Below are 17,736 nucleotides of genomic sequence, written 5' to 3' on the forward strand. Positions count from 1 at the left end.
GGCCTTAGATAAATAGGGTTACGTTTGCATTCCGTGCTTCTTGAATATATGAGCCTACAGCTCCCCATTCATCTATCCACTCCGTTCGGAGCTCCTCTTTACTCAAGCCCATAATTTCCATGGTCATCTCGCAGGCGATTATTTTTCCGCCAAGTTCCTTGAAATCATTCATCAGTCTTTCAAGTGAAGCAACATTGGCTTTGTTCATTCTTTGTTTAATCATCTGCCTGCCAAGCCCAAGCATATTCATCTTGGAGAGTGGCCCCTTATCAAGCTCTCCTTTCTTCAAGCGCATTAACCCCCAGAAGGTAAAGTATATGGATGCTTCCATACCCATTGCCAGAGCTCCGTTCGCAATTATAAGTGCACTGTATACCTTATCCATATCGCCACTATGCAGTATAATGACCGTCTTTTCCCCCATTTTCATTCCTCTTCCGGCTTATCTCTGGATTTTTATCTCCCACTCTTTTCCTCCTTCTTTATCTTCAATCTCCAGCACTTTGAGCCCCATTGCTTCACAGGCCATAGGAATTTCCTTTTTTGACGCTGGATGTGTCCCTTTCACAATAACAAGATCCCCTGGAGAGGCTTTCTTTAAGGCTTTTCTACACTCTACCAGCGGAACCGGACAAGTCTGCCCTCTAACATCGATTTCCATTTCTGCCATTATTCTTACCCCCCAAAGTAAGAGAAACGGAAGGATTTTGACAACAGTTCTGTTTGTTGTCTTTCCCCAAATCCATTAAATTTAAAAAAATATATTATCGAAAAATATATTATCGTTTCATATTGAAAACTCTATCTGGGAATACTTCTTTCTGGGAATACTTCTATCTGGGAATACTTCTGTCTGGGAATACTTCTCTTGTTGTGAGAAGTCTTTCTTTTCAGAGCGCTCTCCTTATCTTTTCCGCAACTTCTTTTAAATTGGCAGTATCAGGCTCAGTCCATACTACTGATTTTATCCCTCTCCCGCCGTCTCCTTTTCTCCTGGGAATAACGTGTACATGTACATGGGGAACCTCCTGTCCGGCGACTTTTCCATCATTGATTCCTATGTTTGAGCCTTCTGCCGAAAATGCCTTCTCAACTGCAGCCGTAATCTTCCTTGCAGCTTCAAAAAGCAAAGCGACACTTTCCGCATCCATATCCGTAAATCTGCTAAAATGTTTTTTTGGAGCTACTAGAGTATGCCCTTCGCTTGCCGGAAAAACATCCAAAAATGCAAAAACGGCAGCGTCTTCATATACCTTCTCCGAAGGAAGTTTTCCTTCTATTATTTTACAAAAAAGGCAATCTTCCATCATAACCATATCCCAGTAGAGTTTTAGGGAATACGCTTATATCAGGGTTATGTTTCTTCCGCAAATTTTATATGTGTATAAAAAATTATTTAAGTACTCATTCCTTAATTGATTGATTGATCCGAGAGTCTTAACCCTCTTAAGCTAAGCGAAAGGGCCCTGTTATCCCAATACGAAACTAGGGTTACAGAGCCCCAACTTTGACGAAAAGGGTATGGTTCTGTTGCTATTACATCGCAACTCCCAGAAAATTTCCTATTTTCTGTGATCCTTTAACGAAACTCTGGAAGTGAAACCCAATGATTGGTTATATCGCAGGTGCACTGACAACTGTAGCTTTTGCTCCACAGCTTCTAAGAGCTTTGACTACGAAGTCTACAAAAGATGTATCTCTTATGATGCTAATTTGCTCTACTTCAGGCATGCTTCTCTGGATGCTTCACGGTATCCTGGTAAATGATTCCGCCCTGATCGCTGCAAATAGTATTTCTTTCATACTTGCTTTCTTGCTGCTGGGGCTCAAGATTAAGAATGACTATTCGGGTTTTGTTCTTAATTTTTGTAGCAAGTATGGAGGATCTGGAAAGGACGTATTTTTATCTAAAAAACGCACATGAAATTCTCTAATCACAGGCACAAAGAAATGAAAGTACCTGAAAGAACTTTTATGCCAAATAATAATGAATGTCCAGCTATATATTTATGAATAATTAAACCAATTTTGTTATAATAACCACAATTTGTACTTTCTTTACTGTGGAGGTGAGATAATAGCTAGAGTTTTGGGTGGAGCACTCATAGGCATGGTCTGTACTTTTGTCTTCTATTTTATTCCATTAGTAAATTCCATAGCTCCTTTTCTTGGAGGTTTTTTAGGTGGCTATTATGCAGATGGAGGTTCTAGAGGAGGACTTAAAGCCGGAGTTCTGATGACCGTTTTCATGATTATTCCGGGTTTTCTTCTTGGGGGATTTCTTGGATCGATACTCAGAGATATTCCTGTTCTTGGGGGACTTGTAGCTGCTTCTGCATTTATAATTACCATTGTCATCGTAGCTCATACCGCTGTAATAGGTATAATTGGCTCGGTAATTGGGGCTGTGCTAGCTGAAAAGGGGGAATTTTGACAGTAGGGTCTTGCTTGTGATATCTCCCGCCGGTAAAACGGCAGGCATCTATAGTATTTCAACTGGGGCTAACTTCCCCGGAGTTTGACAATAATATATAGCTGAAAGTAAAAAACCTAGATTCGGCAGGTCGATATTTCATATTCGATCATTTTTGTTGATATCGATTTTAAAATGATGATCCCTCATGTGTGCAGTTGTGAGGTTTGCATATGATCAAAACATAATTTCTCATACAGAACTTTACTGGAAAAATAATTCAGTGTTTATATGTGTCATGGGAGTTAAGCTACAAGTTAACCAGGTTTAAATTTAATGTAAACTTATCAAATGTTCAAAAACGATATCAATAAAAATATTCAAATTCCTTATGTCAACATGCCAAATATAGAAAAAAACATTATCAGTAAATCTATTCTGGTACATTCTAGACCCTGAGCCTCTGGCACATGCATAAAACATAAAGGACTTTCTGCTGGTGTTAATGTTTTTCATAAGAAAATGAGGTTTAATTGAAATAAAATTCTGAAGAAAAAGTTTTTCAAATCTTTTTCTTCATCACAAAGTACTCTACAAGAATTAAGAACAGAGGCAGAGAAATTGCCATAAGTATTTTGGCTTTTCCCATAGGATTTTTAATCATGCTATTTGTTTCTGCGCTTCCGTTGACGGTACTTGTGTTTGTTTCACCATTCCAGTCTCTCAACACTTCTTCTTCTGCTAGTCCACTGCCTCCAACTATCTTTTCCGTATCCGTGGAATAACTGGTTATTGCAAAGCAGGAGAAGCCAGACGTTTTCGATTTAAAATAAACGTAATCCGTATCTTCTTTAACTTTTTCGGTTTCTAGCGGTTCCCAGCCTTCGTTATACCATTGAAGAATTATCTGGGACTGACTAATATTATTCTCTTCAAGCCATGACTTTTCAACTTTGAACTCTATAAACCCATTTTCAAAATAATTGGCGACTCCTGCTCCATAATTTCCTACCCAGATATTCACATATTTATATATCTTACCAGAAGGGGCTCCTGAGACAAAAGTAGATTTATCTTTGAGCATTTCTACAGTTGTAATTGTCTTCTTTAATGTCTTTAGTGGGTCAAATTCGATATATGTAATGCATGTGGCACCTTCCAGAAAATCGAACTTGATATGATAACCACTTTGAACGTTCCCGGTGGCAAGCTCCTTTGCCTCTACATTGCTCACTGGTTCTTTAGAAAGACTGACGCCTCCTGAACTGCTACTGGAGGACCCTGAACTCTTACTTCCTGAGCCGCTGCTGGAGGACCCTGAACTTTCACTTCCTCCGTCATCGCTTGAAACTGTTTCTTTATATACGGTTGCTGTTTTTGTGAACTCATTATTGGTTTCATCGCTTTCAGATACAATGCTTCCTGAATCTGCGGTTGCTTTTATTTCAATTTGCCCTTCGTTTCCTGGAGTCCAGGAAAAAGTGCCTGTTCCGGTTTCACCTGCTGCAAGGGATGGTATCGATGCAACTCCAGTATAATTTTCATTGTTTCCCTTAATATCATACTTAATTTCACTGCTCTCAGCAGCTGCAGAACCATTATTCTTTACTGTTGCCGTAAAGGCTATATTCTCCCCAGGATGCGGTTCTTCAGGACTCAGAGAAATCGATTCTATTTTCAGGTCTGGAAGCTCACGTTTTACGTTTATGGTTTTTGACATTTCATTGTTGTCTTCATTACTTTCACTAATGATATTCCCAGAATCTGCGACCACTGTTACACTCAAGTTTTCTTCGTTTCCAGGGGTAAACGAAAATCCTGTAATTGTACTTTCTCCCGCTGAAAGTTCAGGGATAGAAATTTCTCCTTCTGAAGCTCCATTAAAACTATATTTTGCAGTACTACTATTGGCAGTTGCCTCCCCCTGGTTCTTTATTTTCAGGGTAAAGTTCAAAGTTTTTCCGGCTTCAGGTTGTGTTGATGATTCTGTGTCCAGGCTTTCAATTACCAGATCCGGAAGCGACCCTCCTTCTATTTTCACAGAAATTTCTTTCTCACTATTCTCTATATCTTCTAAAGCTGCCTTTATTGTTACAGTTCCTTCATTGTCAGGAGTTGTCCACGTGTGAGAAATCGGTTTATCTAATCCAGCCCCTATTGCAGGGACTTCTTCTTTTATTTCAGTTCCATCAATTGTATATATTATATTCGTTGGTTCTGAGGTTTTGGTTCCATCGTTCTTGACCAATGCTTTTATAGTGACTTCACTATTGGTTCCCGGGTTTTCAGGGTCAATGGAGAGACTTTCTATTTTGAGATCCGAAGATGTTTCTTTTGCCACTACTACTTTAATCGTTTTTTCGCTATCTTCCGCTGCTGCCTTTACCGTCACTGTGCCTTCTTCTTCCGGAGTCCAGGTAAATGAGACTAACGAGCTATCTCCCGGATCTATTTCCGGTATTTTTACCGTTTTTGAGTCTGCATCCCCAATTTTGTACGTTAATTTTGTCTCCTCAGAGGATTCGGTTCCCGTGTTCTTGACTAATGCATTGACAGTTACCTCACTATCAGGTTCCGGATTTTCAGGGATTGCCGTGAGGCTTTCTATTACGAGATCTGCAGATTTTTCTTTTGCCACTGCGACTTCAATTGTTTTTGTACTATCTCCCAGCGTTGCCGTTATTCCCAATGTACCCTCTTCTTCCGGAGTCCAGGTAAATGAGACTATCAAGGTATTTCCCGGGGTTATTTCTATTATTGGTACATCTATCGGATCTTTATTTCCTATTTTGCACACTGCCTCTGTTTGCTCCGAGACTTCAGTTCCCCGGTTTAGTACTGCTATTCTAATGGTTGCAGCTCCTCCGAGTTCTGGATTCTCTGGACTACAAGAAATACTCTCAATTGTCAGATCACTGGTTGGATCTGTGGGGTTTGTGTTAGTTTCATCTGCAGCAGATGCCATGCCTGGGATCATCCCAGAAATTGTCATTATTATTAATAATACAGAAATTACAGAACTAAAAAAATCGGCTTTCATTTTCATAGGCCTCCACCCCTACATCTGTAAACCAAAATTTCCGGTACGTCAGTAGCTTATTGATTTGTAATCATACAATTCATAGAAACAAAATTCCTAATCTTTCATTTGGCATGAAAATTCTTTCAAGTACTTTCATTTTTTGTGTCTGCTATTTGGAAAATTTCATGTGCGTTTTCAGTGAGTGTTCCAATATAATGTTAGTAGGAATCAAGGACATTTTTGTTCCACATAAATTCTTTACGATGCCATTTTTTGATGATTTTATAAAAAGTTTAAGTTTTTTAATTTATGTTTTTCTCCAAAATTGCTATTAATAATTATAAATACCATTTAATCTAATTGTTCTCAAAATGCTTTTACCCAAAGTTTAAGATTTTTAATTTGTGTTTTCCCTAATATTACTATATAATTATATTCAAAATTTAATCTAATTGCTCTTTATATATTACAATTTATTCTTCAGACAAAAATCTCTATTTTTACCCCCTACGTCAGTTCCCTATAATTAGATTTCTATTTTTTTTCATGTATTCATTTTTATTTATAGTTACTTTATTCTTCATTTGTAGAATACTTACTATCTATTAACACGCGTAACTATCTAATTTGTTCTTAGATGTATTTGGGGAAACTATTATAAATGTTAATAATTGCAGTGAAGTCATCAAAACAGTAACAACTATTGAAAAACAAAACTTAAAAAAATTAAAAAATAATTAAAAAATATCTATAAACAATATCATGAATATTATAATATTAAACTTTCAAGAGTTTACCCAACTTTAAAATAATATTTAAATCTCCAAAAATATAATGCACGAAATGTTTAAACAATCAGGTATTTCTTGTCTTTGATTTGAGTTCTACTGTCAACACCAAGTATTCCGGCAATCTCAATACCTTCACTTCCGACCTCTGCCAGTAGGGTGTAGATTTCGGTCTTTGTTATGTATTTCTCAGTCCGTGTGCCATCAGCTTCTTCCATTTTGATGGTTATCTCTTCTTTATTGTGTCCTTTTGCCAGACATTCCTGAACGATTACTCCATACTGCTCTGCAATAACTTTCAGGCAATCGAAGATCTGATTAGTAGAAATAGCATCCTCTTCATCAAGGAGGACTTTTGAAAGGTTATAAGTGTGGATATTTGCCCTGAAATAATCCTTAACTTTTTCAGGAATTCTTGCCAGTTTTTCCATATCAATGAAATCCCCAAGCTCTTTATCCGAGGTGATTTCCTTATCATCTTCATATACAAAATACCTGTGCTCTCCGCCTTCAATCCTGAATTTCCGGTTTGCTTTTTTGTTTTCCAGGGCTATACGCACGTTTTTCTGAGTGTCATACTCCAGAAAAGTTACAAGAAATTCGGAAAGGTTCTGCATTTTTATTTTTTCTTCTTTTCTCAGGATGCCTGCCCGCGCCCATCCTGGCAGGCTTAAGTTTCCAAGTAGTTTTTCTACTGTCAGAGTCTCTTCTGTAAAAGTGAGTGTGTAATGATACTGCAAACCAGAGACCCAACCTTCCATTTCTCCTGAAATGCCATTTGTATTGCTGGAAAGTTCAAATCTCTTTTCAGCTCCGTAAACTCCTGTAATTAAAAACCTGCTAAGAACTTCAAGTATATTTTCTTCAATTTTTTTATATTCTTCGGGAGTCCCATTTTCTATTTTTGTATGCTCGGCTTTGAGGATTTCTCTTCTTTTCCCGAGATTTTCACTGCAGGTTTGCAGGATTGCATTAGTACAGGGTATAATATCCTCTATATCAACTTCGTTTACTAATTTTCTGAGTAAAGTCTCAAGCTTCTCTTCAAAATAATTCATTCCTTCTATTTTACTCTTCAATTCATGAAGCGCTTCTTTCTGCTTGCACTTTATCTCTATTATGGAGTTTTCCAGAGGGATTACTCGGGAAGTTATATCTAAAAAAGTTCTCAGATCCTCAATGAAATCCCGCTGTACAGGCAGTTCCGTAGAGTCCTGGTAAATATATTTCATAAAAGCACCCTGAATAACTAGATGACCCTTTAAATATTCTATGATCTATAGCTATATAACGTTTTATCCAGAAGCTTCCTTAATTTCTAAAATAAGTCCCGTATTTTAAGCAACGAGTTTTACAGAACCTATATCTTATACTTTGGATATAGATTCTGTACTTATATTTTTCTATGAAGTGGCCGAGAAGAGCCCGGCCATACCATAATTTAAAGCAGAACTTTTCTGACAGTGTCAAGAATCTCATTTATATACTTTGCGGCTGAATTTTTCAGGTCCATTGGATGAACACTTTCTGCTACAAAAGCATTTTCCATTTCTTCGTAACTCATATATGTTATATTTCCACCGAATTTCTCAGGTCTCTCTATGACAACAGTTTCGTATCTCGGAAATATATGGTAGCGGAAAAGAGCGAGAATTGGGTTTTCTTCCGTGTCTCCTATCTTGCAGTAGGCTTTCTTAAGCTTTTTGTAGATTTCTTCTTCAGTGTCGTCCACCGAAATAAAATTCTCCTTTGATGAAGCCATCTTGGTTCCATCTAATCCCAGAAGAATTGGGGTATGAATGCAGATCGGAGTTTCGAATCCGAGATTCTTTAGATTTTCACGGGCAAGCATATGGATTTTTCTCTGGTCAATACCTCCAACTGCGATGTCAACTCCGAGCATAGCGATATCAATAGCCTGCATCAGTGGATATACCATCTGGGAAACGGTTGGGTCATCCATAGCACGCCCGACTTCATCCATGCTCCTGCGAGCCCTGTTCAGAGTTACTGCCCTTGAAAGTTTGAGAACATTTAACATGTACTCTGCTCCAAGCTGATAGTCAGACCCATAAACGAAATTAGTTTTTTCTTTGTCAAGCCCGAGGGCAATAAAGCAGCGCTTGTTATAATCTGCAATCTTTCGGACTTCTTCAAGCGTGCCTTTCCGATTAAGATAAGCATGCACGTCCGCAAGCAGGACAGTAATTTCGAATCCGGCTTTTTGGAGATCAATTAGTTTATTTACTGTAAGAACGTGCCCCATGTGGATTTTTCCGCTAGGCTCGTATCCTACGTAGGCACGGGGAGCTTCTTTTTTGTTAAGAAGTTCTTCAAGTTCTCCTTCAGTTACGATTTCCTGAACATTTCTTTTTATAAGTTCGAGTCTGTCCATTGCCTCTACGTTCCTTTTATTTTCTTATTCTCAAAACCTTAATTCCTATTAATAAGTTTCTGTAAAAACGCCATACCTTCTTCGGATTTAAAATTCGGGGTTTCCCAGTTTTGAATGACCCTTCTACGCAAAGATTTTGTCTCCTTGTCAAGTACGGGATTAAAGCCCGAGATTTCGTATTCTTCTTTTGAAATAATGACTCCTCTCCTCTGCCATGGAGGAAGCGTTGCAAGATTGATTCCTCTCTCAAAAAGCATTTCATGGATTTCCCATTCTTTTTTCCTCTGAGACATTTCGAAGCTTCAATCTTACTTATTCCTTCATTCCTCAACGTATAATATCCCCAGGCTGCCACAAAATTGCGCCAGGCTTCAAGTTGCCTCCAGTGAAAATACGCAGGAATCTCCTCTTTTTGAAGAACTACTATTCTAGAATCAAAAGCCACAGGTTTTTCAAGCTGCAAATTTATCGTAAGTGCACTTCCCAGAAAGCTTGCCGTGACAGAGTCAATTTTTTCTACTCTTCCCTCAAAGGGAAGTTCCATAAAGAGAAAACTAACTTCATCCGAAAAAGTGTAAGCAAAGAGAGGGCTTAAACCACTTTTCTTAATAAAAAGTTCAGCAGTATCCGCCATTGCCCTGGCGAAAGTTTGGTCATAGGGTTTTCCAAAGCCCAGGTCCGTAAGTGTATTTTTAAAATTCCTGCCGTCCGCGCGCACAACCACCGGAGGGATACAGCGCATCTCAGCATAAATTTCCCGGTCTTTCATGTACTTTTCAGATTAACTTAATCTTCTTTTCTCTTTTTGTATCTCTGGATAACATCTCTTACTATTATGATATCTGCTGCCGTTATAACCCATCGGTAAGGAATAATTACGCCCCTGGTAGTCAGGTCAAAAAGTTCCCTATTAATATCCGAAATAGCAAGTCCGGTAATTTTCTGATCTTCTATATCAATTACGAGATCCTGCAACTTCCCTACATAAACACCAGCGTTTGTGTATACGTTTAAACCAAAAAGTGATGTAAGTTCTGCGCGCATTATATCCCTGCTTTGTAAATTAATTTAAATCTTTATCCTAATCTTATATGAAAAACATACTTATATATCTTACAGTTTTGCCAACTTATATCATCGTCAGTTTTATCTCGCATTTTCAGGTAAAATGGAATCTAAGTCATTATTATAATAAATTCTCTTATTTAAACTAGCGAGAGATAAAAGTGGTCTCGTTAAATTCTTTGTCCAATGTTTGAACTAAGAAGAGGGAGTTCTAAAAGTGTTAAGCTGCTTTTACTCTTATAGACCCACAGCTTACTTACCTTTTTCCTGTAACTGTCCAGAATGAGAAGATACCTTTTTGAGAATTTTTCTGGTTCACAGGTAAATTTCTGAATTACCTGTGATCAGAACTCTTCAGTCTTTTATATAACCTTTCTTTTTATTCCGATTAATCATCTTTGAATCTCAGTTTATCTCTTATTCCAGATTTCTTTATACTTCTAGCTGTGAAATCACGTTTCGAATGGTTTCTGAGGATTTTCTGAGAATCTCGTACTGGCTTTTATCGAGCTTGAGTTCTAGGATTTCTTCTACTCCGGATGCCCCAAGCTTTACGGGTACACCGAAGTAAATACCTTCCTGTCCATACTGTCCTTCAAGGTAAGCCGAAGCAGGCAAAATTCGCTTTGTATTTTTAATCACGGCTTCCGCCATTGAGACAATAGCCGCGGAAGGTGCATAAAAAGCACTGCCCTGTTTAAGGAGCTCCACGATCTCGGCTCCTCCATTTACTGTCCTTTCTACCAGCCTGGCAATTCTATCTCCTGAAAGCAGGTCCGTTAGTGGAACTCCTGATACTGTTGTATATTGGGGAAGAGGAACCATCAGATCTCCATGCCCTCCTATAACCATTGCCTGCACATCTTTTTTAGAGCACTTCAGTTCTTCTGCAATAAAGCTTGCAAAGCGCCCTGAATCCAGAACTCCGCTCATTCCGAATACTTTCTTTGTCTCAAATCCTGTTGATTTCATAGCTATGTAAGTTATAATGTCAAGCGGATTTGTGACATTAATTACTATGGATTCTGGAGCATACTTTGCAATATTTCTGGAAACCTCTGCTATTATTTTAGAATTTGTTTTAATCAGATCTTCCCGGGTCATTCCGGGTTTTCTTGCAATCCCTGCTGTAATTATTACAAGATCGGAGTCCACGATATCTGCATAATCATTGGTCCCAATTATTGAAGTATCATAACCTGTTATTGCTCCTGCCTGCATAAGGTCAAGGGCTTTTCCTTGCGGTAGTCCTTCCACAATATCCGTCATGACAATTTCGCCAAGTTCAAGTTCAGCTAGTCGCTGGACTGTAGTTGCCCCTACGTTTCCTGCACCAATCACGGAAATTTTAGCCATTAACTGCACACCTGTATTAAGTAATTTATTTTGATAGTTTTGGAACTTCTATCTTTAAAAATTTATCTTGTAACGTGACTCTTTATTATCGGTCAGCTACTATTGTTATATTTATCTGTGTTCGCACTTTATACTATATCTAGTTCTTGAATTTGTTGTTTTTCTCTTTTGAACACTTTCAGCTTTCATGCAGTATTTTTATTAAATATTACCCCCAAATGGTTCAGGGGAAACATGCTGAATAATACATACATTCATATTCCAGGTGTAGGGAAGGGCCTTGAGCGAAAAATCTGGGCTCAAGGCATACATACATGGAAAGAATTTCTTGAAATGGAAGATCAAATCTCTATACCTTCATCACGAAAGGCCAGAATTTGCGAAGAGGTGAGAAAATCTTCTGAACATCTTGCAGCAAAAGATTATTGTTTTTTCTCACAATGTCTTCCGTCTGCCGAACACTGGAGGGCATATTCCTTATTTTCCGATTCTGCCGCATTTGTAGACATTGAAACAACGGGACTTTCTAAATCTCGGGATAAAATCACTATTGTGGGGATCTACAACGGAAAAAAATCAAAAACGTATATAAAAGATATTAACCTTGATGACATTGTAGAAGAGTTCTCAAAATACAGACTACTTGTATCCTTCAATGGTGCCCGTTTTGATTTACCGTTCATAAAATCCGAATTTCCAGAAATTGAATTCAATCAGCTTCATATCGATCTAATGTACCCCTTAAAGCGAATAGGGTACAATGGAGGTTTAAAGAGCATTGAAAAACTACTCGGGATCACCCGAAGCGACGGTACTGAGGGCATAACAGGTTTTGATGCTGTGAGACTCTGGTACAAATATGAAAAAGGAGATCGTGAAGCTCTGGATACACTTATTAAATACAACAGAGAAGATACAGTTAATCTGAAAACTATTATAGAGCTTACTTATCCTAAAATGGTTGAAAATGCTCTGAATGCCTGAGAGGTATATCTTTCAGGTTCCGAATGGTAAGATATAAAAAATCAGGCTGCAATAATATTTCCTTCAATTACTTTATTATACTTATATTGCTGTTTCTGATAGTCTACTCTGGTAATGTATTGGCACGTTTATAATAAATTCTTGTTTGTAATCTGAATATCATCTATATGCTCTGGTAGGAAAGGGGAACTCGATGGAAGTTACAATGAAGTTCGGGGATAAAGTCACTGTTGCAGATGTCCGAAAACTCCATGATATGGAAGATGTAGTGTTTGATAGGGAGTGGTTTGAAGAAACGGAGGTACGAAATCAGGATGTGTACTACATGTTCAGAGACCTTGCGAAAAGCGATTCTGAACTTGAAGCAATTAAAGCCCATCACCTGAGGTATGATATTACTGTAATTCCTCCAGCAATGCTTGGATCAGAATATATTAAAACCGTAGGTCACTATCACCCGCGTGTTCCAGGAACAAAAATCTACTATCCTGAAATTTATCAGGTACTCGAAGGTTCTGCTACCTATCTTCTACAAAAGGTAAAAAGTGGAGAGGAAGATTTTGTTATGGATGTCGTAGTCATAACAGCAGAAAAAGGAGATTTAGTACTTGTTCCTCCTGGATATGGGCATGTGACTATAAATGCTTCCGATAAAACTCTCGAAATGGCAAATTGGGTTTGCCGCGACTTTTCTTCGGTTTATGAGCCTATAAAAAGACTTTCCGGAGCTTCTTATTTCCTGCTTAAAGATGGTTATGTCAAAAATCCCCTTTACAGGAATATACCACCTATCCGCCACCTAAAACCCCTTACATACGATGATATAGGGCTCGGTTCCGGAGAATGTATGTATGAGCTTGTGCATAAAATTGAAAAACTGAGATTTTTAACAGCTCCACAGGATTTTACAGGATTCTTAACAGGAGTGCTCTGAGAAACAGGCTATTTTCCAGCTTAAACAGACTGGACTTTTATTTTTCCTTTTTAAGGTCGTTCTCTCAGAAAACTTCTACTCTTATTTCCTGCTCTATAGTAAGCTCGTTTCTATGGGCAGGTGAGAGCGCAAAAAATAAGTGATAAGGGTCAAAGCATATATTTATGGTTATTAGTACATAATTAGTACCTAGTACACATAACACATAACACATAACTTATAATAAGTATAAATACCTTCAACTACTGGAGGTTCGAAATGCAAAAAAATGGATACCGTGTTCAATTTACATCATCCCGAATAAAGGATCTTATGTACAGGACTACATTTGATCCTAAGAAAATGGATGGAGATATCATTCTTAATCTTTCACTTATTGATAAAAAAGATCTTGACGACGTGCTTGGGATCTTTAAAATGGTAATCTCGAGCGGGCTTTCTGTAACTCCATATGTTAAGATAATCTCCGAGGGAGAATCTATCGGAGATCTGACTATCGAAAAGGGAAAGGTAGGTATCGGGACCGTATGCAGCATTACGATTGACGGCGTACTTCTCAAGGCAGGAATTCCTGTAAACCCTAAACTTGGAGGAGTTGTTCAGATCCGAAACGGAGTTCCGGTTCGTTTCACTGATGTGCTGACCTATGTAAGTACGACTGTAGATCCGCTTGAAATCCTTATGTCACAGGGGATTACTTCTGTGTCGGAAATGCTCAGGACAGGCTCAGGTAAGGTTCTTGCAAATCTCAGGGAAGCTCCTATGGTTGCAAGAGATGAAATTGAAAGCTGCCTTTCTGACCTTTTGGATGCAGGCTTTAGTGGAATCTTGGAAGTTGGGGAACCAAACACACGGGTTCTGGATGTTCCAATAGAGAGAGACCATCTCGGAATAGTCGTCATAGGAGGGACAAACCCTATGGCTGTTGTACAGGAATATGGGATTGCTATAGATACCAGTGCAATGTCAAGACTAATTTCGTTCAAAGAGATGAGCAGGATTGAAGACCTGGTTTAAGGCTCAACAGTAAATCTTATTCTAAAATTTCTTATTCTAAAATTTCTTTGTTTTTATTGAGATTACTTACTACTCAGTTCAGTTTCTCAGAGTATGTTTCTCAGAGTATACTTCTGAAGGCTGGCTTCTTTACTTTGAATGTGCCTTTCTTTGTAGTTGTTCTCCTATAAACAGATCCAGTTTTCTTGCGAACTCTTCCTTTTTACCATTGGGAATAGTTGCTCCTGCTGCAATATCGTGCCCGCCGCCTGCACCTCCAACTTCCGACGAGATCATCGACATTGCTTCCGAAAGGTTAACTCCCCTGCGAATAAGGTCCTGTGTTCCCCTGGCTGAGACTTTAATCCCTCCTTCGGCTTTTGCAAAAGCAATAATGGGGAGATTTCTGTTTTCAACTAGTGTAGAACTCATGCCTGCAATAATCCCCACGATAGTTTCTTTTATCTCTGAGCCTGCATCGAAGTACTGGATATTTTCAAGTTGAATGACTCCATTTTCTTTAACATACATGAGCCCGTTAACAAGGTTCTGTCTATGTTCGGCAAGCAGTTTACGGGCATCTTCATACGCTTTCTCTCTATCTCCCATGCAAACTGCAAGTCCTATCTCAGCATGGTCATAACGTGCAGTGGCATTAAGAAGGGTGGAAAACTCTGAAGCATCTCTCATTTCCGTACCTTCTTTTTCTCCCAGAAGGACATAAACCTCACCTACCAGGCGCTCGATTTTATAAGAAGGTATGCCTGATTTCAGGCAATACTGAATGAGTCCTGATACAATCTTCTGTTTTTCCGGGTTTTCAAGGTCAATCCAGCGCCTCCAGCGTTCTTCCTGGTTGAAGTGAATGTTGAGAGTATGAAGAAACTCGATGCAAGCTTCTTCATTTCCTGTAAGTCCGGGAAGATAAGGGTCTGAGGAATATTGTATCAATTTATAAATCGGGCGGGTTTGCTTTCCAAATAGGGTCAGGTCCTTTTTGAACTGGAGAGTGCCTTCTTTAACTCCTTCTTCCAGAATTTCCCTGTTGATCCCAACAAGTTGCCCCATTTTCAGATGTTGCATGTCCCCCACTGCTCCTACTATGGCCAGCGAGGAAAGATCCTGATTTTTTCCAAGGGCTGAAGCCAGCAGGTAAGTACTTCCAGAGCCGCTCAGTTCATATGAGCCATTTGCTCCGAAAAGGTGAGGATTCAGGTGAAATTGATAGCTTCCCTGAGGCTGGTGGTGGTCTGAGATCACTGCATGAATGCCGTGGGATTTTATTTGTTCGCACATCCCGCTTCCCAGATCCGTAAAAATGACAATATTATGATTTTCATCTGCGATGGCATCAAGAGCCTTTTCATCAAGCTGCTTGACAAAACGTGTTGTATATTCAAAATTGCCACGTTCAAGGGCAGTACAGATAATCCCTGCAGAAGTCAGTCCATCAGCATCAATATGTGATACAACGTGGACTGATTTATGTTTTTTAATCTCTTCGGCACACTTTGTTGCCTCTTTATAAAGTATTTTCATTGTCTCAGACATTATTCTCTCCACGGTTTTCTACTTGCCTCAGTTTAAGCGTTTTTTCATACTTTATTTTCTTTCCCACTCCGTGGGGTCAACCCTATAATCTTTTCCTTGTCTTTTGATTTCTGGAAAATTCCGGATCTCCTGTAATGTAAGTTTGAGATCTTTATCAAAGTATTTTTTTGCGAGTTCATTCCAGGGAATCATGTATGCTTCTCTGCCGTGCCCGGGACCCAGGCGAAGCTCCACTGCAAGAAAGCCACGTCTTCCTGATTTGTTCAGGTAGTTCGAAATTCTTTCTATCTGATGAAGTCCATTTTTATCCACGGTAAAATGTTGAGAGAAGTAAAGTGCGTTTGCTCCCTTGTCCACTGAGATGCTCTTGCATTCAATTCCCAGGTATAGATCTGGATTAAGAGAGTCCACAAGTACATCAAGAAACTGCGGAGTAAATCTATGTTGCTTAAGCCTGTAAGAAATAGCTCTTATTCCGTTTTCTTCAATGTATGCATTAAATGAGTTTACAAGCATGTGTTCAAACTCGGTCATGAAATCCTGTTAAATCTTTTCGCTATTTTACTTAAGCTTTTTACTCAGGATGAAATTCTTTTCACTTGAGTGAACAGGAACAGATATGCCAGTCTGGATAAAGTTTCAGAATCAGAGAACTGTATTCACTATCTTTGAAACTTCTATTGATCACCTAAAACTCAGCTCATTATCTTAAACCAATGTCCTGTATCTGAAACTAACATTGATTCTTTATAACTACTGCTAAGCTAACTGTTAAACTAACTGTTAAACTAACTGTTAAACTAACTGTTAAACTAACTGCTAAACTAACTGCTAAACTAACTGCTAAACTAACTGCTAAACTAACTGCCAAACTAACTGTAATGAGTCATACTCAGGTTTTTTGCTAGAGATCTGTAGAAGATAATGCTGGAGCCGATTATTTTGGAGTCCGGCAGGAAGGTACGAAAGTTATCTCTCAGAGAGGTTTCAGAGAAGTCCACTCAAAGGTCAAAAAAGTTTGAATAGAGTAATTGTTTTATCAGCGCGCTCAATTTGAGCAACGAATTCTATAAAAAACAGATGCCGATCAGAATCTGATCGGCTTATGTGGTTTTTTAGTTTGATATAATGAAACTTACAAAGTCGGGGCTGAGTCTTGTTTCCCTTACGAGTTTCTCAATAGTATCTTCGTCGGAAAGCCCTTCTTTCTTTAGTTCCTGTATGCGGTCGAAAACACGCTGGGAGATTTCGGAGTACTCATTAATATCTTTTCTGTGGCCCCACACATCGCCCTCAAGTAAAGCAATGTTCTGCATGGACAGATACATTTGCGCGGAACTGGAAATTGTTTTCTTGTATGAGCTCGGGATGTGGATCGCTTTCACTTCTGGACACTTCAGGATGAGTTTAAAAATATCCTTGTTAGATGGTCTGAATGCAAGATGGATAATTTCCTCATCAAGTTTTAAAGTGTCTATCTCTTCTTTTGAACTTACAACTCTAATTTTCATTTTTATCACCATTTATTTCAAGGCATTTTAAGGTGTTTTAGAGCCTTTTAGGGTTTCTTTAGGGTATTTAGGGTTTTTCCTTAGAGTCTCGCCAGAATTCTTCAAGATTGTTTAGAGTTCATTAGAGCCTCTTCAGGGTTTCTTTAGGTTTCAGGGTTTCAGGAGTCCTTTCAGAACTTGTAGAATCTTCAGGTCTCCTTAATATTTTTACTTTTTATGGAACTTACTTTAAGTCTTTTGATTTTTATGTTTATCGAATTTACTCGATTATTTGTTTTTTAATTTTTGAATTCATCAGTTCTAAATTTCAGTTAGTTTTGTTTTAAAAACTCTTTGAAATTCTAGATTTTACAAATCGTTTTTCAAAACCTAACATTTAAACTTAAGGTTTTTCCTATGTTACGAACATATAGTATTTAATTTTTTACTAACGTTTTTTATCTTCTTTCTAATTCCAAAATTTTATTTTAAAAAGTTGGTCTTGGAAAAAACTAACTTTTTTTCTTTCTGTTTTGTATAATCTGTTAACAAGTGCTTTTTTTCTTTAAACCTAATTTCTTCGGGAAATTTTGAAAAGCAGTTTAGTATGATAAGACCTTTAATCTTACTGATTTTACATTATCATATTTTATATATATGAAAACAGATATATGATATTATACAATACTATTTAATATTTTTCTGTACTAAACTTTTTTAATAATATCTTTTGTTTTATATA

Annotated in this window: 17 protein-coding genes; 5 read left to right on the plus strand and 12 right to left on the minus strand. The window is 38.1% G+C overall.

What is annotated here, in order from left to right; translation table 11 throughout:
* Positions 1-4: 4 nt before the first annotated feature.
* From MSVAZ_RS02245 to MSVAZ_RS02255, 3 genes are all read right to left on the minus strand, one after another.
* Positions 5-424, minus strand: coding sequence for a DsrE/DsrF/DrsH-like family protein (locus MSVAZ_RS02245; RefSeq protein WP_048123572.1), 420 nt, complete (start codon positions 422-424; stop codon positions 5-7).
* 18 nt (positions 425-442) lie between these two features.
* Positions 443-670 (minus strand): sulfurtransferase TusA family protein, encoded by a 228-nt coding sequence (locus MSVAZ_RS02250; RefSeq protein ID WP_048117519.1) that lies wholly within the window; start codon positions 668-670, stop codon positions 443-445.
* A 220-nt stretch (positions 671-890) separates the two neighbouring features.
* On the minus strand, positions 891-1,310 hold the full coding sequence (locus MSVAZ_RS02255; protein ID WP_048117522.1) for an HIT family protein: 420 nt from the start codon (positions 1,308-1,310) through the stop codon (positions 891-893).
* A 296-nt stretch (positions 1,311-1,606) separates the two neighbouring features.
* On the opposite strand from MSVAZ_RS02255, the gene MSVAZ_RS02260 reads away from it, so the two are divergent.
* Both MSVAZ_RS02260 and MSVAZ_RS02265 read left to right on the plus strand, forming a co-directional pair.
* Positions 1,607-1,924, plus strand: coding sequence for a SemiSWEET family sugar transporter (locus tag MSVAZ_RS02260; protein ID WP_048117527.1), 318 nt, complete (start codon positions 1,607-1,609; stop codon positions 1,922-1,924).
* 123 nt (positions 1,925-2,047) lie between these two features.
* Positions 2,048-2,434: a DUF5518 domain-containing protein gene (locus MSVAZ_RS02265; protein WP_231592380.1), complete on the plus strand. Its 387-nt coding sequence runs from the start codon at positions 2,048-2,050 to the stop codon at positions 2,432-2,434.
* Between the two features lie 541 nt (positions 2,435-2,975).
* Here the strand turns inward: MSVAZ_RS02265 and MSVAZ_RS02270 are convergent.
* The 6 genes from MSVAZ_RS02270 to mdh all read right to left on the minus strand — a co-directional run bounded on the left by MSVAZ_RS02270 (position 2,976) and on the right by mdh (position 11,039).
* Positions 2,976-5,459, minus strand: coding sequence for a CARDB domain-containing protein (locus tag MSVAZ_RS02270; protein WP_052727849.1), 2,484 nt, complete (start codon positions 5,457-5,459; stop codon positions 2,976-2,978).
* A gap of 823 nt (positions 5,460-6,282) precedes the next feature.
* Positions 6,283-7,455, minus strand: coding sequence for a hypothetical protein (locus tag MSVAZ_RS02275; protein ID WP_048117530.1), 1,173 nt, complete (start codon positions 7,453-7,455; stop codon positions 6,283-6,285).
* A gap of 209 nt (positions 7,456-7,664) precedes the next feature.
* Entirely contained in the window at positions 7,665-8,618 is a 954-nt protein-coding gene (locus MSVAZ_RS02280) for a tyrosine--tRNA ligase (protein WP_048117531.1), read from the minus strand.
* Positions 8,619-8,634: 16 nt separating this feature from the next.
* On the minus strand, positions 8,635-9,387 hold the full coding sequence (locus MSVAZ_RS02285; protein ID WP_332310033.1) for a tRNA(His) guanylyltransferase Thg1 family protein: 753 nt from the start codon (positions 9,385-9,387) through the stop codon (positions 8,635-8,637).
* A gap of 17 nt (positions 9,388-9,404) precedes the next feature.
* The gene (locus MSVAZ_RS02290) at positions 9,405-9,662 is read right to left on the minus strand and encodes a PRC-barrel domain-containing protein (protein WP_011306735.1); all 258 of its coding nucleotides are present in this window, start codon (positions 9,660-9,662) and stop codon (positions 9,405-9,407) included.
* Positions 9,663-10,115: 453 nt separating this feature from the next.
* A complete protein-coding gene (gene mdh, locus MSVAZ_RS02295) occupies positions 10,116-11,039 on the minus strand; it encodes a malate dehydrogenase (RefSeq protein ID WP_048117533.1) in 924 nt (307 codons plus the stop codon).
* Positions 11,040-11,273: 234 nt separating this feature from the next.
* Here mdh and MSVAZ_RS02300 point away from each other — a divergent pair, with 234 nt between their 5' ends.
* The 3 genes from MSVAZ_RS02300 (at position 11,274) to nrpRII (ending at position 13,974) form a co-directional block, all read left to right on the plus strand.
* Positions 11,274-12,023 (plus strand): ribonuclease H-like domain-containing protein, encoded by a 750-nt coding sequence (locus MSVAZ_RS02300; RefSeq protein ID WP_048117534.1) that lies wholly within the window; start codon positions 11,274-11,276, stop codon positions 12,021-12,023.
* A gap of 193 nt (positions 12,024-12,216) precedes the next feature.
* Positions 12,217-12,957, plus strand: coding sequence for a glucose-6-phosphate isomerase family protein (locus MSVAZ_RS02305; RefSeq protein WP_048117536.1), 741 nt, complete (start codon positions 12,217-12,219; stop codon positions 12,955-12,957).
* A gap of 258 nt (positions 12,958-13,215) precedes the next feature.
* On the plus strand, positions 13,216-13,974 hold the full coding sequence (nrpRII, locus tag MSVAZ_RS02310; RefSeq protein WP_048117539.1) for a global nitrogen regulator NrpRII: 759 nt from the start codon (positions 13,216-13,218) through the stop codon (positions 13,972-13,974).
* A 129-nt stretch (positions 13,975-14,103) separates the two neighbouring features.
* On the opposite strand, the gene MSVAZ_RS02315 is transcribed toward nrpRII, so the two are convergent.
* The 3 genes from MSVAZ_RS02315 to MSVAZ_RS02325 form a co-directional block, all read right to left on the minus strand.
* Entirely contained in the window at positions 14,104-15,504 is a 1,401-nt protein-coding gene (locus MSVAZ_RS02315) for a single-stranded-DNA-specific exonuclease RecJ (RefSeq protein ID WP_048117541.1), read from the minus strand.
* Positions 15,505-15,555: 51 nt separating this feature from the next.
* Positions 15,556-16,038, minus strand: a complete 483-nt coding sequence (locus tag MSVAZ_RS02320) for a hypothetical protein (protein WP_048117543.1) — start codon at positions 16,036-16,038, stop codon at positions 15,556-15,558.
* 581 nt (positions 16,039-16,619) lie between these two features.
* Positions 16,620-17,015 (minus strand): DUF1699 family protein, encoded by a 396-nt coding sequence (locus MSVAZ_RS02325; protein ID WP_011306742.1) that lies wholly within the window; start codon positions 17,013-17,015, stop codon positions 16,620-16,622.
* Positions 17,016-17,736 lie beyond the last annotated feature (721 nt).

Origin of the sequence: Methanosarcina vacuolata Z-761, assembly GCF_000969905.1 — an archaeon.
Lineage (GTDB): Archaea > Halobacteriota > Methanosarcinia > Methanosarcinales > Methanosarcinaceae > Methanosarcina > Methanosarcina vacuolata.